27 protein-coding genes are annotated in these 24,801 nt (G+C 70.4%); 12 read left to right on the forward strand and 15 right to left on the reverse strand.

Going from position 1 to position 24,801, the window contains the following annotated elements; genetic code table 11:
• Window positions 1-59: 59 nt before the first annotated feature.
• A complete protein-coding gene (locus tag EO776_RS11965; protein WP_049930591.1) occupies window positions 60-527 on the forward strand; it encodes a peroxiredoxin in 468 nt (155 codons plus the stop codon).
• Between the two features lie 31 nt (window positions 528-558).
• Here the strand turns inward: EO776_RS11965 and EO776_RS11970 are convergent, their stop codons facing one another.
• The 3 genes from EO776_RS11970 to EO776_RS11980 form a co-directional block, all read right to left on the reverse strand.
• Window positions 559-1,473, reverse strand: coding sequence for a DMT family transporter (locus EO776_RS11970; RefSeq protein ID WP_049930589.1), 915 nt, complete (start codon window positions 1,471-1,473; stop codon window positions 559-561).
• Window positions 1,474-1,605: 132 nt separating this feature from the next.
• Window positions 1,606-2,652: a geranylfarnesyl diphosphate synthase gene (idsA3, locus tag EO776_RS11975; protein WP_049930588.1), complete on the reverse strand. Its 1,047-nt coding sequence runs from the start codon at window positions 2,650-2,652 to the stop codon at window positions 1,606-1,608.
• Window positions 2,649-4,001 (reverse strand): ribonuclease J, encoded by a 1,353-nt coding sequence (locus EO776_RS11980; RefSeq protein WP_100050393.1) that lies wholly within the window; start codon window positions 3,999-4,001, stop codon window positions 2,649-2,651. The genes idsA3 and EO776_RS11980 overlap by 4 nt, the downstream gene beginning before the upstream one ends.
• A gap of 255 nt (window positions 4,002-4,256) precedes the next feature.
• Between EO776_RS11980 and EO776_RS11985 the strand changes: the two genes are divergently transcribed.
• From EO776_RS11985 to EO776_RS12015, 7 genes are all read left to right on the forward strand, one after another.
• The gene (locus EO776_RS11985; protein WP_089308208.1) at window positions 4,257-4,910 is read left to right on the forward strand and encodes a hypothetical protein; all 654 of its coding nucleotides are present in this window, start codon (window positions 4,257-4,259) and stop codon (window positions 4,908-4,910) included.
• On the forward strand, window positions 4,907-6,235 hold the full coding sequence (locus tag EO776_RS11990) for a hypothetical protein (protein ID WP_100050389.1): 1,329 nt from the start codon (window positions 4,907-4,909) through the stop codon (window positions 6,233-6,235). The genes EO776_RS11985 and EO776_RS11990 overlap by 4 nt, the downstream gene beginning before the upstream one ends.
• A 101-nt stretch (window positions 6,236-6,336) precedes the next feature.
• Window positions 6,337-6,579 carry an LSM domain-containing protein gene (locus tag EO776_RS11995; RefSeq protein ID WP_049930582.1) on the forward strand — a complete coding sequence of 81 codons (243 nt, stop codon included), beginning with the start codon at window positions 6,337-6,339 and terminating at the stop codon, window positions 6,577-6,579.
• Window positions 6,576-6,752 carry a 50S ribosomal protein L37e gene (locus EO776_RS12000; protein WP_006112801.1) on the forward strand — a complete coding sequence of 59 codons (177 nt, stop codon included), beginning with the start codon at window positions 6,576-6,578 and terminating at the stop codon, window positions 6,750-6,752. The genes EO776_RS11995 and EO776_RS12000 overlap by 4 nt, the downstream gene beginning before the upstream one ends.
• Before the next feature lie 154 nt (window positions 6,753-6,906).
• Window positions 6,907-7,944: an MsnO8 family LLM class oxidoreductase gene (locus tag EO776_RS12005; RefSeq protein ID WP_086219528.1), complete on the forward strand. Its 1,038-nt coding sequence runs from the start codon at window positions 6,907-6,909 to the stop codon at window positions 7,942-7,944.
• 155 nt (window positions 7,945-8,099) lie between these two features.
• Window positions 8,100-8,723 carry a hypothetical protein gene (locus tag EO776_RS12010; protein ID WP_100050388.1) on the forward strand — a complete coding sequence of 208 codons (624 nt, stop codon included), beginning with the start codon at window positions 8,100-8,102 and terminating at the stop codon, window positions 8,721-8,723.
• Between the two features lie 138 nt (window positions 8,724-8,861).
• Window positions 8,862-10,271: a carotenoid oxygenase family protein gene (locus EO776_RS12015; protein ID WP_094593403.1), complete on the forward strand. Its 1,410-nt coding sequence runs from the start codon at window positions 8,862-8,864 to the stop codon at window positions 10,269-10,271.
• Window positions 10,272-10,310: 39 nt separating this feature from the next.
• Here the strand turns inward: EO776_RS12015 and EO776_RS12020 are convergent, their stop codons facing one another.
• The 6 genes from EO776_RS12020 to EO776_RS12045 form a co-directional block, all read right to left on the reverse strand.
• Window positions 10,311-11,030, reverse strand: a complete 720-nt coding sequence (locus EO776_RS12020) for an SDR family NAD(P)-dependent oxidoreductase (protein ID WP_094494488.1) — start codon at window positions 11,028-11,030, stop codon at window positions 10,311-10,313.
• A 109-nt stretch (window positions 11,031-11,139) separates the two neighbouring features.
• On the reverse strand, window positions 11,140-11,613 hold the full coding sequence (locus EO776_RS12025) for a hypothetical protein (RefSeq protein WP_086215532.1): 474 nt from the start codon (window positions 11,611-11,613) through the stop codon (window positions 11,140-11,142).
• Between the two features lie 114 nt (window positions 11,614-11,727).
• Window positions 11,728-12,843, reverse strand: coding sequence for a deoxyhypusine synthase (locus EO776_RS12030; protein ID WP_049930571.1), 1,116 nt, complete (start codon window positions 12,841-12,843; stop codon window positions 11,728-11,730).
• Window positions 12,844-12,882: 39 nt separating this feature from the next.
• Window positions 12,883-13,167, reverse strand: coding sequence for a ubiquitin-like small modifier protein 1 (locus EO776_RS12035; protein WP_049930569.1), 285 nt, complete (start codon window positions 13,165-13,167; stop codon window positions 12,883-12,885).
• Between the two features lie 22 nt (window positions 13,168-13,189).
• Window positions 13,190-14,533: a potassium transporter TrkA gene (locus EO776_RS12040; protein WP_094580011.1), complete on the reverse strand. Its 1,344-nt coding sequence runs from the start codon at window positions 14,531-14,533 to the stop codon at window positions 13,190-13,192.
• A complete protein-coding gene (locus EO776_RS12045; protein ID WP_100050387.1) occupies window positions 14,530-15,795 on the reverse strand; it encodes a potassium channel family protein in 1,266 nt (421 codons plus the stop codon). The genes EO776_RS12040 and EO776_RS12045 overlap by 4 nt, the downstream gene beginning before the upstream one ends.
• A 121-nt stretch (window positions 15,796-15,916) precedes the next feature.
• On the opposite strand from EO776_RS12045, the gene EO776_RS12050 reads away from it, so the two are divergent.
• Window positions 15,917-17,092 (forward strand): NAD-binding protein, encoded by a 1,176-nt coding sequence (locus EO776_RS12050; protein WP_049930564.1) that lies wholly within the window; start codon window positions 15,917-15,919, stop codon window positions 17,090-17,092.
• A 27-nt stretch (window positions 17,093-17,119) separates the two neighbouring features.
• Here EO776_RS12050 and EO776_RS12055 read toward each other — a convergent pair whose 3' ends face one another.
• The 6 genes from EO776_RS12055 to sdhC form a co-directional block, all read right to left on the reverse strand.
• Window positions 17,120-17,755 carry a uracil-DNA glycosylase gene (locus EO776_RS12055; RefSeq protein WP_049930561.1) on the reverse strand — a complete coding sequence of 212 codons (636 nt, stop codon included), beginning with the start codon at window positions 17,753-17,755 and terminating at the stop codon, window positions 17,120-17,122.
• A 111-nt stretch (window positions 17,756-17,866) separates the two neighbouring features.
• Window positions 17,867-18,094 (reverse strand): helix-turn-helix domain-containing protein, encoded by a 228-nt coding sequence (locus EO776_RS12060; RefSeq protein ID WP_086215536.1) that lies wholly within the window; start codon window positions 18,092-18,094, stop codon window positions 17,867-17,869.
• A gap of 327 nt (window positions 18,095-18,421) precedes the next feature.
• Window positions 18,422-20,251, reverse strand: coding sequence for an FAD-binding protein (locus EO776_RS12065; RefSeq protein WP_049930559.1), 1,830 nt, complete (start codon window positions 20,249-20,251; stop codon window positions 18,422-18,424).
• 53 nt (window positions 20,252-20,304) lie between these two features.
• The gene (locus EO776_RS12070; protein WP_089308217.1) at window positions 20,305-21,195 is read right to left on the reverse strand and encodes a succinate dehydrogenase/fumarate reductase iron-sulfur subunit; all 891 of its coding nucleotides are present in this window, start codon (window positions 21,193-21,195) and stop codon (window positions 20,305-20,307) included.
• Window positions 21,196-21,202: 7 nt separating this feature from the next.
• Window positions 21,203-21,574: a succinate dehydrogenase hydrophobic membrane anchor subunit gene (locus tag EO776_RS12075; protein WP_049930555.1), complete on the reverse strand. Its 372-nt coding sequence runs from the start codon at window positions 21,572-21,574 to the stop codon at window positions 21,203-21,205.
• A 1-nt stretch (window position 21,575) separates the two neighbouring features.
• A complete protein-coding gene (sdhC, locus tag EO776_RS12080; protein ID WP_049930554.1) occupies window positions 21,576-22,001 on the reverse strand; it encodes a succinate dehydrogenase, cytochrome b556 subunit in 426 nt (141 codons plus the stop codon).
• A 244-nt stretch (window positions 22,002-22,245) separates the two neighbouring features.
• Between sdhC and EO776_RS12085 the strand changes: the two genes are divergently transcribed.
• From EO776_RS12085 to EO776_RS12095, 3 genes are all read left to right on the forward strand, one after another.
• A complete protein-coding gene (locus tag EO776_RS12085) occupies window positions 22,246-22,440 on the forward strand; it encodes a cold-shock protein (RefSeq protein WP_004596869.1) in 195 nt (64 codons plus the stop codon).
• A 172-nt stretch (window positions 22,441-22,612) separates the two neighbouring features.
• Complete coding sequence (locus EO776_RS12090; RefSeq protein WP_094552782.1) at window positions 22,613-23,335, forward strand: TetR/AcrR family transcriptional regulator; 723 nt, start codon at window positions 22,613-22,615, stop codon at window positions 23,333-23,335.
• Window positions 23,332-24,705 carry an MFS transporter gene (locus EO776_RS12095; protein WP_049930551.1) on the forward strand — a complete coding sequence of 458 codons (1,374 nt, stop codon included), beginning with the start codon at window positions 23,332-23,334 and terminating at the stop codon, window positions 24,703-24,705. The genes EO776_RS12090 and EO776_RS12095 overlap by 4 nt, the downstream gene beginning before the upstream one ends.
• The last annotated feature ends 96 nt before the right edge of the window (window positions 24,706-24,801 follow it).

The raw sequence follows: 24,801 nt of genomic DNA on the forward strand, positions 1-24,801 counted from the left end.
GCGAGTAGTCGGTAAAAAGGGACCGAATCCTCTAACCAGTTCGAGCGGCGTCGATCCGTATGCTCGAACCCGGCGACGACGCGCCCGCGATCACGCTCACCGACCACCGCGGCGAGACGGCCACCGTCGACCCGACCGCGGCCGGCCACACGGTGGTGTACTTCTACCCGCGCGCCGACACCCCCGGCTGTACCGCCGAGGCGTGCGGCTTCCGCGACGAGTGGGACGCGTTCGAGGACGCCGACATCGCCGTCGTCGGGATCAGCGACGACCCGGTCGAGGACCTCGAACCCTTCGCCGAGGAGTACGACCTCCCCTTCACGCTCCTCTCGGACCCGGACGGCGCGGTGTCGAGCGCGTACGACTCCTACGGCGAGAAGTCGATGTTCGGGAACACCTTCGACGGCGTGTTCCGGAACACGTACGTCATCGACGACGAGGGAACCGTCGTCTTGGCGTACGAGGGGGTCTCCCCCGAGGACCACGCCGTCGAGATACTCGACGACATCCGCGCGCTCGACGGCTGATCGGGGCGGTCGACGCCGTCGAGGGCGACCGCTATCCCGACGGGCTGATCCCGGCGACCGCGTCGGCGATCTCGCGGCGCTTCAGCAGGCCGAAGCCGAGGACGATGACCGCGAAGCCGGCGACGGTGAACGCCGTTACCGGCTCGGCGAGCAGCAGGGCGCCCGCGACGGTGGCGACGACCGGCACGACGTACGAGACGAGGTTGATCTCGAAGGGGCCGAGCCGGTCGAGCAGCGTGAAGTAGATGGTGTACGCCACCGCCGACGAGCAGAGCCCGAGGAACGCCAGCGCGAGGAGCGCGCGCGGCGCCGCGGCGGGGAGGCGCTGGCTCTCGCCGATCCCGAGGCTCAGTGCGTGGATGGCCAGCGCGCCGAACCCCATCGCCCACCCGGTGAGCGCGACGCTGGAGAACGACGTCTCGACGGTCCGGAGCCCGACGCTGCCGACCGCGACGGCGACGACGCCGATCGCGATCAGCCCGACGCCGACCGCGACGCCCCCGCCGAGGCTCGCGGGGTCCGGCTGTGCGACGAGGCCGACGCCGAGGAACGCGAGGACGACCCCGACCGCGCCGCGCGCGTCGAGGTCCGCCCCGCCGATCCACAGGGCGGCGACCGCCGCGGTCGCGATGGGGACGAGGCTGTAGGTGATCGAGGCGATACCGCTCGTGGTGTACTGCTGGCCGACGAACAGCAGCGCGTTGTTCGCGGCCACGGAGAGTCCGCCGCTGAACCCGATCGCGGCGAGGTCGCCGCGCGTCCGCGGAAACGGACCGTCCTGCGTGACGAACACGTACGACAGCAGCGCCAGCGCGGCCACGTCGAACCGGTAGGCGGCGTACAACACCGGCGGATAGTAGTCGAGGCCGACCTCGATGGCGACGAACGATCCGCCCCACAGCAGGGCGAGGGTGAAGAACAGGAGGGCGTCTCGGTACCGTGACACGGTCGACCGAACGCGGGCCGCGGGTAAAGCGGTGTCCGTCGCGGCCCGGACCGCCGGTGCCGGCTCGTCCGGCCGTGACGCCGTGTCTGGAAGTCCCGACCCGTCCGGCGGGTCCGTCGCGCCGCGGCCCGCTCAGTAGCCGCGGACGATGAGGTAGTCCGCGAGGTCTTCGAGCAGGCTCCGAGAGCCGCTCTCGGGGAGCACTCCGAGGTGGTCCTTCGACCGCGCGGTGAGGTCCTCGGCGGTCTCGCGGGCGTACTCGATCGAGCCGACCTCTTCGAGGGCCGCGACCGCGTCGTCGATGGCCGCCTCGGTCACCGCCGCGGGCGTGTCGGCGTCAACGAGCCCGTCGACGTCGACTCCCTGTTGTCGGGCGTGGAGCGTGATGAGCGTCTCCTTCCCCTCCACGAGGTCGGAGCCGCGCTGCTTCCCGAGCTCCTCCGAGGGGACGGTGAGGTCGAGCACGTCGTCTTGGATCTGGAACGCGCGCCCGGAGTCGATCCCGTACTGATACAGGGCGTCGACGACCGCCTCGTCGGCGCCGAGTAGGAGGGCGGGCGTCGCGGCCGAGGCGCCGTACAGCACCGCGGTCTTCAGCTCGACCATGTCCAAGTACTCGTCGGGGAGGATGTCGTCGCGGCTCTCGAAGGCGACGTCGAGGGCCTGCCCCTCGCAGATCTCGGTACAGGTCGACGCGAGCATCCGCATCGCTTCGAGCCCGTGTTGCGGGTCCGCGCCCGTCTCGGTCATGAACTCGAACGCCTTCGAGTAGAGGGTGTCGCCCGCGAGGATCGCCGTCGAGACGTCGTACGCCTCGTGGACTGCCGGGACGCCCCGCCGGAGGTCGTCCTCGTCCATGATGTCGTCGTGGATCAGCGTGAACGACTGGATCACCTCGATGGCGACCGCGGCCCGCATCACGTCGACCTCGTCGCCGTCGAGCGACGGGAACGCGCGGAAGTCGGCGCCCATCGGCTCGGTGCCGGTGACCGCCTCAGCGGCCAGGGTCGTCACCGTCGGGCGGAGCCGCTTGCCGCCGGCCTCGAGGATGTATCGGGTGGCCTCGTACAGTCGCTCAGGCTCCTGGACCGGCAGCTCCTCGTCGATAGCGGCGTTGACGAGCTCACGCCGCTCGCGGATGGCGTCGAGCACCCGCGCCTCCTTCGTCTCGCTCGTCATTCGACGAGCTGGATGACGCTCCCGTTCTGCGTGACGTGGACGTCACGTCCGAGCTTGTACCCCTGCGACGTCGCGAGGTTCACGTACGGCGACCGGCCCTCGAGCGACTGGTGGCCCGGGATCACGTGCTGCGGCTGGAGCGCGTCGAGCATCTCGTAGTGGCCCTCCTCGCGGAGGTGCCCGGAGACGTGGATGTCGTCGTAGAGGCGCGCGCCCTGCATCCGGAGCAGCTGTTCGGACTGGTAGCGCTGGCCCTCGTTGGTGGGCTCCGGGATGACGCTGGCGCTGAAGACGATCTTGTCGCCGTCGTCGATTTCGTACGGCGTCTCGCCGCGACCCATGCGGGTGAGCATCGCGCGCGGCTCGCCCTGGTGGCCCGTCACGATGGGGAGGAAGTTCCCCTTCCCCTCCTTCATGATCCGCTTGAACGCGCGGTCGACGGACTTGCGGTGGCCGTACATGCCGACATCGCCCTGGAAGTCGACGAAGTCGAGCCGCTCGGCCGTGCCGGAGTACTTCTCCATCGAGCGCCCGAGGAGGACCGGCTGGCGGCCGATCTCGCGAGCGTACTCGACGAGGGTCTTCACGCGGGCGATGTGGGAGGAGAACGTCGTGGCGACGATGCCGCCGGTGTAGTCCTCCATCGATTTGAACGTGTCCTCGACGTGTTTCTTCGCGTACGACTCGGAGGGCGTGCGGCCCTTCCGGCCGGCGTTCGTACAGTCCTCGACGTAACAGAGGACGCCCTCGTCCTGCCGCCCGATCTCGCGGAACCGCTCCATGTCGATCGGGTCGCCGATGACGGGGTCGTGGTCCAGCCGCTTGTCGAGCCCGTAGACGATCGCGCCCTCCGGGGTGTGAATAACCGGGTTGATCGCGTCGATGATCGAGTGGGTGACGTTGACGAACTCCATCTCGACCTGCTCGGAGTCGCCGATCGCCATCGTGGCGCCGGGCTTCATCTTCACGAGGTCGTTGTCCACCTGGAACTTGCCCTCGTCTTCGATCTGCTGGCGCACCAGTTCGATCGTGTACGGCGCGGAGACGATCGGCGCGTCGTAGCGGTGGGCGAGCTTCGGGATCCCCGCGATGTGGTCGAGGTGGCCGTGGGTGGGGACGATCGCCTGGACGTCGCCCTCCAGTTCGCTCATGACCCGGTCGTCCGGGATTGCGCCCATGTCGATCAGATCGAGGCTGTGCATGCTCTCGGTCTCCACGTTGTCGTGGATGAGGACCTTACTGAGGTTCAGGCCCATGTCGAAGATGACGATGTCGTCGCCCGCGCGAACCGCCGTCATCTGTCGACCGACCTCTTCGTAACCGCCGAGTGTCGCAATTTCGATTTCCATAGTGTGTCCGTGTGTGACGCCGTGGTCGGCGTCGGTCACTGAACCCCGCAAGGAGCCGTCGGCGCTACGTCCTACCGCGCGTCGTTGAAGGCCCCGCTACGGCCGAGTCGTCGCGACTCACCGTGTCCCGCGGGAGTGTGGTACATCGGCGTACTCTCGCCCACGTTAAAAACTCCCGGGTTCGGCCCCGCGGCGGGGATTCGCGCCCGAACTGGCCCCACAAAGAGTTTCACGCTCTCGATCGAACCCCCGGCGATGGCAGACGTACCCCGCCGCCGAGCCCTCCTCGCGGCCGCGTCAGGGATCGCCGCGCTGGCCGGCTGCGCCGGTAGCGACTCCGCGTCGAACAGCTACCCCGTCCGGGGCGATCAACCGATAGACGGGTACGAACTCGAACGAGCGCGCGACGAGAGCGGCGAGCCGATCCTCACCGGCGGTGAAGAGACGCCGTCGAACGAGACCGACGAGCGCGGGCGACGGCGGCCTCGCGCCCGGCGCGTATTGGTCTCGGGCGACGGCCTCGACGCACTCGACTTCGCCGAGACCGCGGCCGCCGACCGCCTGCGGTCGTTCCTCGACGGGACGGACTTCGAGTCGGCGTCGGCCTACCTTCTCTCGATGCCGGTGACGGCCTGTCGCGATGTCCGGCTCCGGTCTGTCGCCGTCGAGCCGTCGGAGCTCGCCGACGGCGACCTCCACCCCCGAGCCGACTTCTGCCGGGCGTACCGCCCGGCCGACGTCGAGTGCGATCCGGAGGCCGTCCACACCGTCGGCTTCGCGATCCGACTCCCCGTGGCGGCGGAGCGGTCGAGCGGGAGCGGAATGGGGATGCGTGGCTCCTGTCGACAGGGAGATCCGCCTGCCGTGTTCAACTCCTCGGCACCCGGCGCGGGAGGTGATGGCGAGTGAGCCGCGAGTCGACGGGTCGCGGGTCCGGTTCGCACGGCGGCTCAAGCTCTCGCCGCCGGTTCCTCGCAGGGGTCGGAGCGGCGGTCGGGACGGCTGCGGTCGCCGGCTGCTCCGGACTCCCGTTCGGCGGCGGCGAGGAGCGCCGCGGCTCGCCCGTATCGCTCCCGTCCGGCGCCGTGGGGACCGTCGACTGGCCGGCGTCGCCGTTTCCGGCGACCGTACCGGAGTCGCTCGCGGACGCCCACGAGGCGCGGACCCGGAGCCTACTCGACGACGTGCCGGCCGAGCCGGGGATAGCCAACGCTGCGGTGGCGACGGAGATCGGTTCCGACCGCGAGCGGGCGCTGGAGCGGGCGGACGCCGGAGTGACAGCCGAGTGGCCGGTGGACGTCCTCTCGGCGTGGCGGCGTCGTCGGGAGGACGCCGCGGCGGTGCGCGGCGCGTATCGCGCGGCCACCGGCGTCGACGACGGCGCCGACCTGGCCGCTCGGCGGAGCGCGGTCCGGGACGCTCGGGGCGCGCTCGCCGCCGAGGTGGAGTACCGAGCCGAGTCGCCGGTCGCGGCGGCGCTGGCGTACGAGCCGGTCGAATCGCTGCTCGCGGAGTGCGAGCGGCACGTCCGGCCGGAGCTGACGTACCCCGCCGACCCGGTCGCCGAGCCATTCCGAGCCGGCGAGGCGACGGCTCGGGTCGAGCGCGCGCGGGCGACCGCGGACGACGCCGAGAGCCTCCGGAACGCGTACCTCGACGGGCGCGACGGACCGGTCCCGCGGTGGGCGTCGCTGGTCGCGGCCGCCGACGAGCTGCGGGGCTCCGTGAGTCGGACACGCTCGACCGTGCGGGAGCGCGCCGGCGGCGACGACCCGCTCGGCGGCGAGGACCTGAGCGGGACGGTCGCACAGGAGCTTGTGGCCACGGGCGAGCTCCGGACCGACTCGGCCGTCGAGGACGTCGAGCGGGCGGTCGACGCCGGCGACTGCTCCACGGCCGTCGTCGAGTCCGGCGTTGCGTTGGCCGAGCTCGACGCGTTTCGGGCGGCCGTCGGCGAGATCCGCGACGGCGAACACCGGGAGGCCCCCTCGGAGTCGTCCGTGCGGTCGGCCGCGGAGCGGGCGCGGACGGCGGTCGGCGAGGCCGTCGCCGGCGACGATCCGCTGGCGACGCGGCTCGTCCGCCCCGGGCTGGACGGCTTCGAGTACGTCGCCGACCGCGTCGAGGAGGGGTACAGCTCGGCCCGGCGGGCGCAGGCGACCCTTGAGTACGTCGCCCTGTACGCCGCGGCGGTCCCGGCGGCGAGCGAGTTCGTCCGCGAGCGGCTGGACTGACGGACTGCGGCGGGCGCGAGCGCGAAGTTCGTGTCAAACCGACCGGCCTCGGGGGCTCCGTCCCGGTATTTTTATTACCGCGACGGGCGGCGATACGGACAATGAGTGGACGACCCCTCGACGTGCTCGAAGCGTCGCTCGAGGAGCCCGTGACGGTACACCTGAAGGACGGCACGACGTACTACGGCGTCCTCGGCGGCTACGACCAGCACATGAACGTCGTCATCGAGCCGGAGGCTGACGTGGACGGCCGCGTCGACGAAGACCTCGACGGCGAGTTCGCGGTCGCGATCGAAGACACAACGATTATACGCGGCGATAACGTCGTCACAATCAAAGCATGACCGGCGCAGGTACGCCCTCCCAAGGGAAAAAGAACAAGACGGTTCACGTGAAGTGTCGACGCTGCGGCGAGAAGTCCTACCACGTCAAGAAGGAGCGCTGCTCCTCGTGCGGCTTCGGCGAGTCCGCCTCCCGGCGCGACTACGCCTGGCAGTCGAAGACCGGCGACAACTGAACTGCGGTTCTTCTCTTCGCTTCGTCTTCACCGTCGACTAGCCGCGGCGTTTCGCTCGGCTGGTCCTCCCGGCCCCGCGGTCGGCGCGGTTTCGATCCCCCGACCGCTCCGCCGCCGAGCCAACCGTTAACCGGATCAGTCGCCGAACGCGGGTATGGACCTTTCAGTCGTCGACCTCTCGCCGGTCCCCCGGGGCGGCACCGCGGCGGACGCGTTCGCGAACACGGTCGACGCCGCGCGCCACGCCGAGCGACTGGGCTACGAGCGGTTCTGGGTCGCCGAACACCACGGGATGGGCGACCGCCTCGCCGGCACCACGCCAGAGGTGCTGCTCGGTCGGGTCGCGGGCGCGACCGACTCGATCCGGATCGGAAGCGGGGCCGTCCTCTTGAACCACTACAGCCCGTTCAAGGTGGCCGAGTCGTTCGGCGTCCTCGACGGGCTGGCGCCCGGCCGCGTCGACCTCGGGATGGGCCGCGCGAACGGCTCGCCCGCCTCCGACCGCGCGCTCGGCACCGACCGCCGCGTCGAGAACCCGAACGAGGACCACCGCGAGCGGATCACCGCGGTGGTGAACCACCTCCGCGACGCCTATCCGGACGAACACCCGTACGCCGACCTGTCGGTGCCCGGGTCGGCCGAGGGGCCGGCCGTCCCGTGGGTGCTGGGGTCGAGTCCGGCGAGCGGGGAGATCGCCGGCGAGCTGGGCCTGCGCTACTGCTTCGCCGGCTTCATCCGGCCCGGGTTCGCCGAGCGCGCGTTCGCGGCGTACCGCGAGGCGTTCGACCCCGACGCCGGCCCCGGCGGCCTCGACGAGCCGCAAGGGATGGTCGCGGTCAACGCGGTGGCGGCCGAGACGGACGCGGCCGCGGCCCGTCGGCGCGCGCCCGCAGAGGCGACGTTCCGGCGTATGAAACGCGGTGAGCTCGGCGACGAGACGCCGACCGAGGAGGAGGCGATCGACGAGCTAGGCGGCGCGCCGGACCCGACGCCGGCGACGCTGGACGACGACGAGTGGCCGCGGTCGATCTCCGGGAGCCCGGAGACGATGTCGGGCCTGCTGGAGCAGTTGGCCGACCGCGTCGGCGTCGACGAGGTGATGATCCAGCACACGGTGCCGGACCGCGAGGCCGCGCTCGATTCGCACGCGCTCCTCGCCGAAGCGATGGACCTAGATCCACGCGCCGACTGACGCGCAGACGGCTGGCGAGCGGACGACTGACGCCTCGACGGGGAGCCGTAGCGACCGTGGCGACGACCGACCGTCGAAGTGACGGGAGGTGACGGACGGCCCGCCTCGGTTCCGGTACGGACAGGCGTTTAGTCGTGTGCCTAATAGTCGCACACATGTCCGACGACGAGCCGACGGGGCGACCCTCGCTCGAGGCGGTGACCGAATGGGACGGCGGCGTCAGTTGGGTCGCGCATCCCGAGGAAGACGCGATGCGCGGGAGTCACGCGCTCGCGACCGAGGGCGGGGTCTGGGTCGTCGACCCGCTCGACGCCGACGGGCTCGACGACCGGCTGAGCGACCTCGGCGAGGTCGCCGGCGTGGTCGTGACCCACGACCGACACACGCGGGACGCCGAAGCGATCGCGGCGCGCCACGGCGTCGCCGTGTCCGTCCCGGAGTGGATGGACCTGACGCGAGAGAAACTCGACGGCGAGCCGGAGCCGTTCGACGCGGAGCTCCCCGGCACGAACTACGAGGTCCACCGCCTCATCGACACGGACGAGTGGGAGGAGGCGGTCCTCGTCGACGAGTCCGGTGGGACCCTCGTCGTCATGGAGACGCTTGGCACCCTCCCGGGGTTCTGTGAGGGCGACAACGACGTCGGCGTCCATCCGGCGCTCGACGAGGCGCCGGAGGGCCTCGCCGACTACCGCCCGGAGCGAATCCTGGTCGGGCACGGCGAGAGCGTCTCCGAGGGGGGCGCGACGAAACTGGCGGCGGCGCTCGACGCCGACTGAACCGGCCCTCATGACGAGTTCCGGTGGTGCCCCTGCGAGTTCCGGAGCCGGGATGCGTGGTTGCTCGGGGTCGTTCCGCCCGTTCCGCCTCGAGGGACGGGTCAATTGATTACCGTACGGTCCGTATCAGCGGTCCGTATGGGGCAGGGCTACGGAGTCGGGTTCCGATCGCTCACGACGGAAGTGACGGACCACCGTCCCCCGGTCGAGGGCGACATCCCGTCGTGGCTGTCGGGGACGCTCATTCGGAACGGTCCGGGGCTGTTCGATGTCGGCGGTGAGCGACTCGGGCACTGGTTCGACGGACTCGCGATGCTTCGGCGATACGCGTTCGAGGACGGGGCGCTGTCGTACTCGAATCGCTTCCTCCGCACGGACGCCTACGCGGACGCGATGGACGGCTCCGTCTCCGGGCAGTTCGGGACCGACCGGACGGGCGTGGGGAAAATCGCGTCGTGGCTGCGGGCGCTCGGCCCGCCGGAGATCACGGACAACGCGAACGTTCACGTCGCCCGCCTCGACGGCGAGCACGTCGCGCTCACCGAGGCGCCGCGTCGGATCGCGTTCGACCCCGCGACGCTCGAGACCCGAGGCGCATTCGGCTTCGACGACGACCTCGGCGAACACGTCACCGCCGCGCACCTCGTGCGCGACCCCGAGACCGACGCGTGGTTCGGCTTCGTGACCGAGTTCGGTCGAACGCCCGAGTATCACGTCTACCGGCTCGCCCCGGACCGTCGCGCCAGGGAACGGGTCGCGTCGATCGCGGCGGACGGCCCGGGGTACATCCACGACTGTAGCATCACGACCGATCACGTCGTCCTCGTCGAGACGCCGCTCGTGATGCCGATCCGCCGCGCGCTGAGCCCGTTCTCCGAGGGCATCCTCGACGTCCTCGATTGGCAGCCGGAGCGCGGCACGCGCGTCCTCGTCGTCGATCGCGAGACCGGCGACCTCGTCGCGGATCCCGCGCTCCCGCCAGTCTTCGCCTTCCATCACGTCAACGCGTACGCGACGGGCGACGAGGTCGTCGTAGACCTCGTCGAGTTTCCCGACCCCGGTATCGTCGACGCGATGCGCCTCGACGCGCTCGACGGTGACCCCTCGGACGTCGACGTCCCCGACGGGCGCCCAGTCCGGTATCGGGTCGACCTGCGGTCCAACGAAGTCGATCGGTCGACGCTCCACCAGGTCGGCGTGGAGCTCCCCCGAGTCGCCCCCGACGTCGTCGGCCGCGAGTACCGGTACGCGTACGCGCAGGCGACGGACCGCGAGGGCGCGAACGGACTGGTAAAGCTCGACGTCGAGACCGGTCGGACGCGCGAGTGGTGGGAGGACGGCGTCTTCGTGGAGGAGCCGATCCCCGTGCGGCGGCCGGGCGCGACCGCCGAAGACGACGGCGTCGTGGTCGCGCCGGCGCTCGACAGCCGCGCGGAGGAGACCCGCCTGCTCGTCTTCGACGCCGGGACGCTCGCACTCCTCGCCGACGCGTCGCTCCCCCACGCGGAGCCGTTCGGCTTCCACGGCCGGTTCTTCCGTGACAGTTGAGCGTCACCGCACCGTCCGTTGTCCGCTGTACCGACCCCGTTATATGAACTCGGAGTTCCGCGGCCCGTTCGTGACGTGGACCTCGAACGGCTGCGTGCCGACGTCGTCCCGTTCGACGAGGTGCCAGTACGTTTCCGCCATCTCGTCGGGGTCGAGGAACGTGTCGCCGTCCCGGTCCGGGGACCGTTCGCGAACCCCCGGCGAGTCGATCTGCCCGTCGATGACGACGTGAGCGACGTGAACGCCCTCCGGGCCGAACTCCTGCGCGATGTCCATCGCCATCCCGCGGGCCGCGAACTTCGCGGCCGTGAACCCGATCGCGCCGCCGAGGCTCCGCACCGACGAGGTGGCGCCGGTGAAGACGACCGTCCCGCCGCCCGTCTCGAGCATGTCGTCGACCGCCTCCTGCGAGCAGGCGAACGCGCCGCGGCCGTTCACCGCCCACGCCTCCTCGAACTCCTCGACGCTCGTGTCCATGAGTCCCGTCCAGGAGGCGGCGCTCGCGTGGTTCACGAGAACGTCGACCGGTCCGAACGCCTCTCGGACCGTCTCGAACCCGTCCCGGATCTGCTCGACCGCCGTGAGGTCGGTCGGAACGGCGAGCCCCTCACCCGGGTCCGGCAGGTCCGCGGCGAGGTCTTCGAGGTAGTCCGCCGAGCGAGCGAAGAGCGCCACCCGACAGCCTTCGGCTGCGAACTTTCTGGCGAGCGACTCGCCGAGTCCCGGACCGACGCCCGCGATGACCGCTGTTCGCGTCATACGTCGCGTACTCGGGCCTCCCGTGTAAATTGTGGCGACGGCGTGGGGTAGCTGTCCCCGCGTGCGATGCCGACATCGGCGGGGCGGACCGGTCGATGCGCACCGAACGTCAGCCGGACGTGCCGGCGCCGCTTCCGGCGGGCGCCCTCGACGGCCGGCGGTGAACCGGGGGTAAGACGTCGTCCTCGTCGATCTCGTCCCAGTCGAAGGCGGGGACGAGGACGTCGAACTCGGGAGCGACGTCGACGGGGTCGATAGCGGTGACCGCCCCTTGGTCGGGGGCGACTCGATGCGGTTCGGCGACGTGGAGCGTCGGCGGCGACGCGAGGCCGAGTCCCTGCGGTGGCTCGTACGCGAGTCCGTCCCTGGCCGTGAGGTAGATCTCGCGACGACCGTAATCGAGGACGACCACTCGCTCCTCGCCGTCGGCTCGCCGCACGACCGCGTACAGCGTCTCGCGGGACCACGGACCGACCGGGTCGAGGTCCGCCGCGCGGGTGACGTGGACGTTGTGCCGCGAGCGCGGATCGAGGACGTCGTCGGGCCCCCCGAGCAGTTCCGGCCGGCCGCCGATCGAGCCCATACGCGCACGTATCGGTGTCTTCACGCATATATCTCTCCCCGTATCGCGTGCGGCGTCCGGCCTCGCTCGTGGCCAAGATCGCCTGCTCGCTCGCCGGCGACCGGCGACGCGACCCTACTCCACGCGGTCGCGGGCGGCGGCGACGAGCATCGGGAGCATCACGGTCGCGTCGCCGTAGACGGAGGCGTTGCGCGCGTCCTTCTCCAGCTTCCCCCACGAGCGCGCCTCCTCGAGCGTCGCGCCGGAGAGCCCCCCGGTCGCCTCGGGGTCCATCGTGATCTGGACGGCGTAGTCGTACGCCCGCGGCGTGACGAGCATCGTCTGGAGCGTGAAGTTCTTCGGCACGCCGCCGCCGACGAGCAGGCAGCCGGCGTCGTCGGCCTCGAACGCGAGGTCGGTCAGCTCGGTCATGTCCGCGAGCGCGTCGAGCGTGAAGTCGGCCGTCTGCGCGTACATCCACGCCTGAAGCCCCAGCACGGAGTCCTGGACCGCCGGACAGTATATCGGCACGTCCGACTCGTAGGCGGCGGCCGCGACCCCCGGCCCTTCGGGCACGTCGTCGCGGTCGTTGACTTCGGCGTTGGCGCGGCCGAGCTCGCGCGTGAGGTCGGCGATGGAGACCGCGTCGGTCCCGTCAGCGTCGGGGTCGGCCTCCAGCGCGGGGAACACCTCCTCGCGGAGGTGCCCCTCGAACTCGGCGAAGTGCTCCTGCGGGAGGTAGACGTTGTAGATGCGGTCAACCCCCTCGTCGCGGAGCCCCTCGTCGTGTTCGCGGAGGCTCTTCTCCGGGTCGTGGGTGCGCCCGTGGTGGTGCTTCCCGCCGATGGCCTCGATGGCGTCGTGGGTGAGGTTCGCCCCGGTCGTCACCAGCGCGTCGACGTAGCCGTCGCGGATGAGGTCGGCGACGACCCGGCGCATCCCGGCGGGCACCATCGCGCCGGCGAGCGAGAGGAACACGGTACAGTCGTCGTTCGCGAGCATGTCGGCGAGCACGTCGCCCGCCTCGTTGACGGACGCCGCCCCGATCCCCGCGTCGCCGTAGCCGTCGACGAGTTCGCTCACCGTCATCCCCGCCGTCGCACGCGTGTGGCCGACCGGGTCCTCGTGGAACTCCTCGCGGTTCGGCTCGCCGCCGGTGCCGTCACCGTCGGCGTGATCGCCTTCACCGCCGTGATCCTCGCCACCGGCGTCCGCGGCGTCGTCTCGGGGGTCCCCGTCGCTGTCGGTCATGGCTCCGACTGGGGTCGGCGCGCGTTTGAAACGACCGATCTATCGGTCGGCGGCCCCACCGCTCACCGGCGGGAACAGCGCCAGTTCGTCGCCCGCCTCCAGCGTCGCGTCGAGCCCGTCGTCGTGGCGGACGCTCCGCCCGTTCCGGAGGACGTTGATGTGGTCTGCGACGCTCCCGTCCTCGATGACGCGGTCCCGGAGGTCGGGGTGCGCGTCCAACAGCGCGTCGAGCGCGTCGCCGACCGTGTCGCCCGGCTCCGCGTCGACGGTCACCGCGCGGTCGCCCGCGATCTCCGCGAGGTCGGCGAACAGCTTCCACTCCATAGCGGATCCCCGCGCGGGCGGCTCAAGAGCGTTGCGTCCCGTCGGAGTCGACAGCGGCGTCGCCGTCGTCTTCGACCCCCGCCGCGTCGCCGTCCCCGGTCGCGGCGGACTGGGCGGCGCCTGCGGCCTCCGCGGCCGACGCCGCCGTCTGGGCGCTCCCCGCGGTCGACGCGGCCGCCTCGAACGACCGGATCGCGTCCGGACGCCCGACGAGGTACGCCAGGTCGCCAGCGCCGAACGCGTAGTCGTGCGGCGGGATCGGCTGGACGGACCCCGCCGCCGGTCGGACCGCGGCGACGACGGCGCCGACCTCGCCGACGGTGCTCCCGTCGAGGTCGCTCCCGGCCGCGACCGTGACCGAGGCCATCGTCTCGTCCGCGCTCCGTAGCAGCGAGGCGAACTCGCGATCCGCCCGCGGCTCGGCGGGGAGCGTCACGAGCCGATAGCCGCCTTGGTCGGTCAGGCGTTCGGCGTCCGACTCGTCGAGCGCGACGGTGACCGCGTCGCCGGCGACGCCCCGCAGTTCGCCGGTCGCGACGCGCTCCGGCTCCGCGTCGTCGCGCCACAGCTGGACCGTGTCCCCGGCGGTGGCGTTGTTCGGCGGGTCGGCCGCCACCGCCACCGCCGCCGACTCCGGCGCGAGCGTCGGGCCGAGCCCGGCGGCGCGGGAGCCGACCGCGAAGTACTCGACCGACCCGTCCGCGTCGAGGTCGACGTCGACGTAGCCGACGCCGTACTCGTCTTTGAGCCGGGTGACGAGCCGTTCGCGGAGCGACTCCGGAGAGAGCTTCCGGGGGAAGAGCAGCGTCTTCTCGGCGATCTCGTCCTTCTTCTCCGGGGAGACGGGGTCGTACGTCTCCATGTCACCGATCTCGTCGGCCGGTGGGAGCGTCACCGCCGTGAACCGCCCGACAGCGCGCACGACCCCGCTGAGTTCGCCGTCGAGCTGCTTGGCGCCGGAGAGCGCAAACACGTCGACCGCGAGCCTGTCGCCCGCGTATCGGCCGACGGGCGCCATCACCACTGCGACGCCGAGCGAGACGAGGTTGAAGAACACGCTCTCGGGCGCCAACAGGGTCGGATTATCGCCGATCGCGACCGACCCCAGCGAGGTCGTGTTGAGGTACAGCGCGACGACCGCGACGCCCAGCAGCCCGGTCACCCCCTCGGGGATCGCCGTTCGGAAGTACCAGCGGTAGGAGAGCGCCGCGCCCCCGGTCAGGAGGGCGGCGACGACCGCGAACGTGACGAGCGTGACGGCCGCCTGTCGCGGCCGCGCGAATCCGACCTCGACGGCGGCGAGGGGGACATCAGCGGCGGCGAGGGAGACGCCGACGGCGGCGACCGCACCGAGCGCGGGGCTCACGCGGCCACCTCCGCGAACCGGTCGAGCGCGTCGCGGCTCCCCACGACGAACAGGTCGTCGCCCGCCGACAGCGGCTGCGTCCCGTCGGGCGCGACGCGCCACGAGTCGTGACGGGCCGCGAGGACGGCTACGTCGTAGGCTTCGCGGACCTCGGCCTCGCCGATGGTGTGCCCGTCCAACGGTCCGCCGGCGGCGACGGTGACCTTGCGGAACCGCTTCCCCGCCCGCCGGAGCAGGGCCGTGAGCTCGTACTCGCGGCGGGTGCCTCGCGAGAGCACCAGCACGCGCCCGCGGTCGGCGCGGAGGAGATCCGTCGCCTCGGAGCGGTCGACGGCGAGCGTCACCCGCCCCTCACCCCCGGTCGTCGTGGGCGCGGTCGCCGCCGGGGGCGAGGGAGCGTCCGTCTCCCCGCCGTCGGTTCGGAAGTCCTCCGAATCCGCGTCGTCGCCCGCGGGGGGAACCACAGTCGACGCCGCCCCGGCGCCCGGCTCCGGCTTCCCGCTCGACTGCGCGGCGATGACGGCGCCCTCGACGTCGATATCCGTCGTTATCACGCGAACGACGTCGCCGCGGGCGATCCCGGTCGGCACGAGCGCCGACACCGACACCGCGCGCTTCCCGGCGGGCACCCGCTTCGAGAGCGCGCCGGTCGGCGGGGCGGCCGACACCGTCGCGCGCGCCTGTTCGTCGATCCGGACCGACACGTCGGCCAGGTCGAACTCGGTGCGGAGCCGCTCCGCGAATCGGTCTTCCAGCTCCGCGAGCGGGAGGTCGGCCGGAAACGTCCAGTCGCCGTCGAGGATCGCGGCGCGCGTGTCCGCCGGCAGCGGCGGGTACCCCTCGATGTCGGTCACCTCGCCGGCGACCTCGACGGAGACGCGCCCGCGGCCGCCGACGAGTTCGATCACGTCCGTCGAGAGCGTGCGGTCGCGGAGCTGCTTGAGCGAGATCCGCTTGGGGGCGCTGGCGCCGAGGCGGTCCCCCTGCGCGTGGGCGTACAGCGAGATCATCAACACCACGACGATCGCCGTGAGGATCGCTGGCGCGCGCTCCGACGACCGAATCGTCTCGTCGTTGAGCGCGAGCAGGCCGCCGTTGACGCCGGCGATCGCGAGCGACAGCACGACCACTCCGAGCCCGGGGATCGTCACGTCGGTGACGTACTTGAACACGAACCCGAGGGTCCCGGCCACCAGCGCGGGAACGATCCCGGTGATCACCCCGAGGTAGACGCCGAAGACGATCTCGACGGGCAGCGACATACGGCGTCCAATCCGCGGCGCGGTTAAACCAGTACCGGCGCGAGCGACGCGCGGAGCGCCCGTCGGATCGATTCCGCGGCGGCCTCGCGGGGTTTAAGTTCGGTCTCGGCGACCCGGGAACATGGAGCTGACCCGGGACTGGGTGACCGTTCGGGCGTCGATCCTCCTGACGTTCGCGGTCGCGGTGCTGTCGATCCTCGCCGGGCTGGCCCAGATCGGGGGGCTCGGCGTCGACGGGCCGCTCGCCCCGTACGTGCTCCCGGTCGTCCGCCAGACGGTCGGGTTCACCGGGACGATAACCGGCTTCGCGATGTTCGGGAGCGGGTTCGCGCTCCGGAACGGCTACCGGATCGGGTGGTACACCACGGCCGTGTTGCTGCCGCTGACGGCACTTCAGGGGCTGATGCAGGCCTCCGTCCTGTCGTTCCCGCTCGTGGCGCTGTCGCTCCTCTCCGTGCCGACGCTCGTGGTCAACCGGGGCCGGTTCGACCGGGACTTCAGGCCCTCCCCGACGCAGTTGGCCGCGGGCGCGGCGCTCGTGGGGGCGGTCGCGTACGGGACGCTCGGGTCGTACGCCCTCAGAGACCAGTTCGAGGGCATCGAGACGATCGTCGACGCCTTCTACTTCACCGTCGTCACCGCCTCGACGGTGGGGTACGGCGACGTCCACCCCGCGACCGGTCCCGCCTCCGACATCGCGCAGCTGTTCGCGCTCTCCTCGCTCGTGGTGAACGTCGCCGCCTTCGCGGTGGCGCTCGGGGTCCTCCTCACGCCCGCCATCGAGGCGCAGCTCTCCAAGGCGCTCGGAAAGATGACCGACAGACAGATCGACCTCCTCGACGACCACGTCCTCGTGCTCGGCTACGGGGACCTGACGGAACCGATACTCGAAGAGCTCGACGCCCGCGACGGCGTCGAGTACGCCGTGGTGACGCCGGACGAGGCCGCCGCGAGGCGGCTCGCTGACCGCGACATCCCGGTGTACACCGCGGATCCCAGCGACGTCGACCCGCTCGAACACGTGAACCTCGACGGGGCCCGGGCGGTCGTCGCCGCCACCGAAGACGACGCGCACGACGCGCTGGCCATCCTCACCGCCCGCCAGCTCAATCCCGACGTGCGCATCGTCGCGGCGGTGACGCAGCGGGAGAACGTGGACAAGCTCCGGCGCGCCGGCGCCGACCAGGTGATCTCGCCGACGACGCTCGGCGGGCACATCATCGTCGACTGCGCGTTCGGCGCGGACAGCAAGGACGCGACGGAGGGAATCATCGAGGACATCGACCTCGACGACTGAGCGACGCTCAGGAGAGGTCGCGACCGCTCAGCGGCTCTGTCGGCCCTTCGTCTGCCGGTAGTCCCGGCTCAGGACGTTCTCGCGCATGTGGTCGCAGAAGGCGTCCGCCTCGGCGTCGCTCATCTCGCTCGGCTCTTTCATCGGCACGAGCTCGAACCCGCGTCCGCGAATCGTCGTCGCGTGTTCCGCGTCGACATCGAACGAGTCGGGCCGGCGAGTCGTGTACTCGACCGCCAGCTCGCGGAGCGGTCGGTCGCCGACCGGCACGATGATCTGGGGGTTTATCATCCGGATCTCCGCGTTGAGGAAGGGCTCGCAGGTGTCGACCTCCCGGTCCGTCGGCTCGCGGTCGGGGTGGCGACACCGCGTGAGGTTCGTGAAGAAGAGGTTTTGTACGTCCGGTTCCGCGGCGTCCGGCGCCGACCGGACGAACCCGAGGTCGGCGAAGATCGACTGGACGCGTTCGCCGCCGCCCGCGCCGGTGAAGGGGACGCCGTTGCGCTCGGCGGCCTCCGTGGGGCCGGTCCCGACGACGAGGAACTCCGCGCCGACGTCGCCGTAGCCGTGAACGACGCGGTCGCGAGCGCCGCACAGCTCGGCGCAGTTCTCGCAGTCGGCGTCCATCGCGAACGGGTTCTCGAAATCCGTCTGATTCGCGTCCACGGTTGCTCTGTGGGCTCCGCGTCCCTAAACGCTCCGCCGGGGAGGGCCGTACGAGAACGAGGCGGTGCGGAACGAGCGTGAAAAGCAGCGTGCGGCGGTGGCGCGGCCCGTTCAGTTCGGGACGTACCGGTCGCCGTCGCAGTCGACGAGTCCCTCGCTGCGGAGGGTCTTCAGGATGCTGTACAGGGAGAGCTTCTTCATCCCGAGCGACTCGCCCATCTCGGACACCGTGGCGTCGCCGTTCGTGGTCAGGTACAGGTACACGAGCTTGGCGCGGGGCGACTGGAGCTCCCGGGGCAGCGCGGGGGCCGCCGCGGACGCGGTCTCCGTCTCGATCATCTTGTCCGATACGACGGGTTCGACGATAATAAACCCCCTATTCAACGTTCGTCGAAACGGCGTGGATCGGTCTGAGAACGGCCCTGAAGCCATTTTTCTCTCAAATCGGACCGATAACGTCGATCGACGAACGGCGAATCGACGCGTATCGACGCTCGGTTTCGACCGTCGACGGATAAGGAACCGTGAACGATCCGGATCGATCGGGCGAAACGATCCGGGGCCGCCGCCGGACAGATCGGGGGCCGCGACCGGACCGGGCGAACTCCGGCCCAAGAGGTCGGAGCCGCGACGCGCCGCCGCGGGCGACCGAGCGTCCCGGGCGGTTCAGTACGACCGGCTCTTCGGCTCGTACGTCTTGTTCTCGCCCTCGAGGACGACCGGCTTGTACCACAGTTCCGGCTCGCCGTCGTTCCACGAGACGAGCGTGTGCTTCAGCCAGTCCTCGTCTTTGCGCTCCTGGTGCTCCTTGCGCCAGTGGGCGCCCCGGAACTCCTCGCGAGCGAGCGCGCCCATCGTCAGCGCCTCCGCGAGGTCCAAGATGTTCCGCGTCTCGATCGTGTGGATGAGGTCGGTGTTGAACGTCCGGGACGGGTCCGACACCGCGACGTCCTTGTACGCCTCGCGGGCCTCGCGGAGGTCGGCTAACGTCTCCTCAAGCCGCCCTTCCTCGCGGAATACGTTGACGTTGTCCGTCATCGTTTCCTGAACGGCGGAGCGGATCTCGGCGTGGTTGCGGCCCTTCCGCGAGAGCAGTTCGTCGACGCGCTCCTGCGCTCGGTCGACGGCGCCGCCGAGGACGCTCTCGGCGTCGGTCGCCACGGCGCCGCCGTCGGCCGCGGCCGTGCCCGAACCGCTCGTCTCGCCGACCTCAACACCGAACTCGTAGTCGGCGGGCTGCCAGTCGCCCGAGCGGCCGGTCTCGATCTCGGCCTCACCCATCTCCTCGCCGGCGGCGTGGCGGCCGGCGCGCTTGCCGAAGACGATGAGCTCCGGCAGCGCGTTACCGCCGAGGCGGTTCGCCCCGTGGACGGAGGCGCAGGCGCACTCGCCGGCGGCGTACAGCCCGTCGATGACGGTCTCGCCGAACTCGTTCGTCTCGATGCCGCCCATCGCGTAGTGCTGACCGGGCTTGACCGGCATCGGCTCCGTGAGCCCGTCGGCGCCCTCGAAGTCCTCCGCGAGGTGGAGGATGTTCTCCAGGCGGTCGAGGATGCGTTCCTCGCCAAGGTGGCGCATGTCGAGGTGAACGTACTCGTCCTCGATGCCGCGCCCCTCGTTGACCTCGGTCAGCTCGGCGCGGGAGACGACGTCGCGGGAGGCGAGCTCGCCGTCGTTGTTCGCGTAGCCGTGTTCGAACATGAACCGCTCGCCCTCGCTGTTGTAGAGGATTCCCCCCTCGCCGCGGACGCCCTCGGAGATGAGGACGCCGGTCGACGGCAGCGTCGTCGGGTGGAACTGGATGAACTCCATATCCTCCATCGGGACGCCGGCTCGGTACGCCATCGCGACGCCGTCGCCGGTGTTCGCCACCGCGTTAGTGGTGTGGTCGAACACCTGCCCCATCCCGCCGGTCGCGAGGATAACGCCGTTCTCGGCGCGGAAGCCGCTTATCTCGCCGCTCTGGATGTCGTACGCGACGACACCGTGGCAGGTCCGCTCCGCGGGATCGTCCTCGTCGGTGACGGCCAGGTCCATCACGTGCCACTCGTCGTACACCGTGATCCCGCGTTTGACCACCTGCTCGTACATCGTGTGGAGCATCTGGTGGCCGGTCTCGGCGCCCGCGTACGTCGTACGCGGGAAGGACAGGCCGCCGAACGGTCGCTGCGAGACGCGCCCGTCGTCCTCGCGGGAGAACGGCATCCCCCAGTGTTCGAGGCGGATGACCTCCTCGGGGCTCTCCTGACAGAGCGCCTCGACCGCGGGCGCGTCGCCGAGGTAGTCGGACCCCTTCATCGTGTCGTACGCGTGGTCCTGCCAGGAGTCGGCGTCGCGCAGCGCCGCGTTGATCCCGCCCTCTGCCGCGCCCGTGTGCGACCGGACGGGATGGAGCTTCGACACCATCGCCACGTCCGCGCCCGCTTCCTGTGCCGCGATCGCCGCCCGGAGTCCCGCCCCGCCGGCCCCGACGACGACGACATCGTGTTCGTGCATTGTTGGTATGTAATTTCGTAAGTTCCGAAGTCCCTTGATACTGTCTGTCGGGATTACCAGAACTTCAGGTTGTTTTTGACCGCCTCGCGCTTCAGCTCCTGGATGTGCTCGGTGAGGGGGATGTCCTTCGGGCACACCTCCGTACAGGAGAACTGCGTCTGACACCGCCAGACGCCGTGCTCCTGCTCGATGATCTCTAAGCGCTTCTGTTTCATCTCCTCGCCCTCGCGCTCGTCCATCGCGAACCGGTACGCCTTGTTGATCGCGGCCGGCCCGAGGTACTCGTTGTCCCCCGCGGCGACGTTACACGAGGACATACACGCGCCACACCAGATACAGCGCGTGGACATCTTGATCTTCTCGCGGTTCTCCCGGTCCTGGCGCTGCTCTTCGAGCTCGCCGTCCGGGTACTCGTCCGTCTGGAAGTACGGCTCGACGGCCTCCATCTGCTCGTAGAAGTGCTCCATGTCGACGACGAGGTCCTTCGTCACCTCGGCGTGGGGGAGCGGCTCGACGCGGACCGGCTCCTCGAGGTCCGATATCTGCGTCTTACAGGCAAGCTTCTGGCCGCCGTTGACGAACATCGCGTCGGAGCCGCACACCGCCTGCCGGCAGGAGTGGCGGAACGTGAGCGAGGAGTCGTACGTGTCGCGCGCGTACATCAGCGCGTCGAGGACGGTCATCCCCTTCGTGAACGGGACGTGGAAGGTGTCGAACCGCGGCTCCTGTTTCCCCTCGACCTGCGGGTCGTAGCGGAACACCTTCAGCTCGACCGTGCTCTCGTCGGCGGCCGCCTTCTCCGCTTCCTCCTCCTGTCGCTGCTGGCGGCGCTCGGCCGCGCGGCGCCGCTTCTCGGCGCGGCGCTCCTCGCCCTTCGAGGCCGGCTCCGTCTCGGTTTCGGCCTCGGTCGATTCCTCGGTCTGCTTCGGAATTTGCGTGCTCATTGTCGGTTCAGTAGAGTCCGATGCCCGCCCACGCGTTCGCGGTGCGGATTCCCTGCGCGATCAGCACGACGCTCGCGGCGACGAGCGTCCACTTGATCACTGTGCGTTTCGTGCCGGTGAGCCCCTGGTTGACCAGCGCGTTGTAGACGCCGTTGACCCCGTGGAACGTCGCTGTCACGAGGAAGAGGATCATCAGCGAGTAGTAGCTCAGCTGCTCCATCCGGCCGGAGCTGGCGAGGAACGACACCTCGTCGGCGTGGTGGACGAAGTGGAGCAGGAAGAAGTGGAACGCCAACACGACCAGCAGGAACACCGCCGTGATCCGCTGGAGCAGCCACATCCGGCCGCCCGACTGGAACGAGGAGTAGCGCTCGGCCATCTCAGAACGCCCCCGCGATGAACGTCGGCACGGACGCGACGGTGATCGCTCCGGTGAGGACCAGCGACGCGTAGAAGCTCTTGTCCTGTGCGTCCAACCCGATGCCGAGGTCGGTGAGGAGGAGCCGGGTGCCGTTGAGCATGTGGAAGACGGCGACCGCCAGCAGGCCGACCTCCAGGATGCGGACGAGCAGCAGCCCCTCCAGCGAGACGATCGTCTGCGTGTACACGTCGTTGCCCGCGGCGATCGCGGCTTCGCTGGCGCCGGCCGCCGGAATCCCCGTACTCAACACGGCGATGTGCGTGAACAGGTACCCGATGAGCACCCATCCGGTGAACTTGTGGAAGATCCACGCCCACATCCCCGCCTCGAACTCCCGCCAACGGCCGAAGTCCTCGATGAGGCCTCGATTGTACGACTGACTCATACCTAACGGTTCTGAACCGGGGTCGTATAGTAGTTACTAACACGGCGGGGCTCGCTCCCGGATCTCGGCGAGCGACGAACGCCCGCGAAACGGACGCAACGACCCGAAATGGCGGATTTTTGAACGCTCCGCGAGAGCCGGCTCGCGGCGGCGCGACGCGGTCGGACCGGCCCGTGAGACCGGGTTTCAGGGACCGCACCGTCACGGAAGCCTTTTATGTTCCACTCCCGCTTCTTCGGTCGCAATGGCGAAAGGCGAAGTCGATTTCTTCAACGACACTGGCGGCTACGGTTTCATTTCGACTGACGACGCGGACGAGGACGTGTTCTTCCACATGGAGGACGTCGGCGGTCCGGACCTCGAAGAGGGTCAGGAAGTCGAGTTCGACATCGAGGAGGCGGACAAGGGTCCGCGCGCGTCGAACGTCACCCGTCTGTAAGTCGGCGACGACACCCGAGGCGAATCGGCTTTTCGACCGCTTTCACCCTTCGAGCGGCCGCTCCGGATCGCGGGCCACCGCGGGCGGTAGGCCCGGTCGGCGCCGACGGCGAAACACCCGATCCGACCCCGACCGATAGGGATTTACCGCTCGTTGACTGACTAGTCAGTCAATGAGCGACGCGCCGAGCGCGGCGGAGGAGATCATGGACGGGGTGTACAGCGCCCTCCGCGCTCACGGGTACGCCGACCTGACGATGCAGGACATCGCCGACGAGTGTTCGAAGAGCAAGTCGCTGCTCCACTACCACTACGACACGAAGGAGGACCTGCTCGTCGCCTTCCTCGACTACGTCGTCACCGACTCGGAGGAGCGGATCGCGGCCCGCGCCGACGACCCGCCCGTCGAGCGGCTGGTCCAGTTCGTCGGGTGGTTCGTCTTCGCGCCCGACGAGGCCGACCGCGAGGCGTTCCACATCGCCCTGTTGGAGCTGCGCACGCAGGGACCGTTCAACGAGCGGATCCGCGAGCAGCTGGCGCGCAGCGACCGGCTGCTGCGGGGCACCGTCGCCGACATCCTCGGGGACGGGATCGATGCCGGCGTCTTCCGCGACATCGACGCGGAGGAGACGGCGGCGCTGCTCGTGGCCACCCTCGACGGCGCCCGGACCAGACAGATCACCCTCGCCGGCGCCGGGCGCGACGACGACGCGGCCGGCTACACCCGCGAGGTCGCAGAGGCGACGCTCCGGCGGATCGTCGGCCCGCTGCTCGCGGAGGGCGTGGAACTGCCGCCGCTCGACGAGTCGATCGACGCGCTTCGGGGCGACGCCGACCCTGACGAATCGGTCGACGACGACGGAGCGGCCGGCAGGTCCACGGACCCCGGCGAATGAGCCGCTTCGGGTTCGAGCGACCGCCGCCGGTGCTGCTCGCGGTGATCGCGAGCACGTTCTTCGTCGGCTTCGGCGGCGGCGTCGTCTTCCCGATCCTCCCCAACCTCGGCGCAGTCCTCGGTATCTCCGCGTTCATGGTCGGCGCGATCCTCTCCGCGAACCGGTGGGTTCGACTCATCGCGAACGCGCCCGCCGGCGCCCTCGTCGACCGGTACGGGACCCGGACGCCGTTCGTCGCCGGGCTGTTCGTCGAGGGGGTCGCCACGCTCGGCTACGTCGTCGCGCTCGCGATGCCCCCCGCAGAGGCGCTCCGTCCACTCGCGGCCTCGCTCCCCGCGTTCGCCGTCGGCCCGTTGGTCGTCGGTCCCGAGCAGTGGTTCGCCCCGATCGGCGTCGCCGTCGCGCCCGAGACGTGGTTCCTGCTCGCGCGGGTCCTCTGGGGGCTCGGCTCCGCGGCGGTGTTCGCGACGGCGTACACCATTGCGGCCGACCTCTCCGACAGCGGTTCGCGGGGGACGAACATGGGGATCGTCCGCGGCGGGATCACGATGGGGTTCCCGGCCGGCCTCGTCCTCGGCGGCGTCGTCTCCGCGCTCGTGGGCAACGTCGCCGCCTTCGCCGTCGCCGCTGCCTTCGCGCTCACCGCGAGCGCGGTCGCCTACCGGTACGTCCCGGAGACGCACGTCACCGGCGACCGCTCCGACGACTCGATCAGGCCGTGGGAGATCGACACCGCCGTCCCGGCGCTGACGGTCGGGCTGGTCAACTTCGGACTGATGTTCGCGTACATCGGCGCGCTGTTCTCCACGCTCGTCTTGTTCCTCGGCGCGAACGACATCTCGCTGTTCGGTCTCGCCCCGCAGGGCACCTCCGGGCTGTTCATGGCCGGAACGGTCCTCTCGGCGGCGTTCTTCATGCTCGTCGGCGGACGCGTCTCCGACACCCGCGACTCCCGCACGCCGATCCTCCTGACATTCCTCGTCGTCTCGTTCGTCGGGTTCCTGCTGCTCGCGCGGGCCGGCTCGGTCCTCTCCTTGGGTCTCGCCTGCGTTTTCATCGGCGCGGGACAGGGCGGGACGAGCGGCCCGATGATGGCGCTGCTCGCTGACCTCACCCCCGACGAGCGCATGGGGCGCGCCTCGGGAACGAACAACGTCCTCGGCGACGTGGGGGGCGGGCTCGGCCCCATGGTGTCGCTCCCCCTCATCGAGGCGGTCGGCTTCACGCCGATCTACGCCGCCTGCGCCGTCCTCCCGCTGCTGGCCGGCGTCGTCCTCCTTTTCGGAGTCCGACGGGAGACCGGGACGTTCCTGCCCGGGCAGGCCGCGGGCGAGGCCGGCGGGAACGACCCCGTCGCGACGGACGCGTAGCCGCGCTCGTCGCCGCCCAACCGGCGGGACGGGAACTCCTTCCGGCGGGGCGTCGGGACGCCGTATGCGAACCGCTATCGCCCCCTGCCCGAAAGA

Origin of the sequence: Halorubrum ezzemoulense, assembly GCF_004126515.1 — an archaeon.
In the GTDB taxonomy this organism is placed as follows: domain Archaea; phylum Halobacteriota; class Halobacteria; order Halobacteriales; family Haloferacaceae; genus Halorubrum; species Halorubrum ezzemoulense.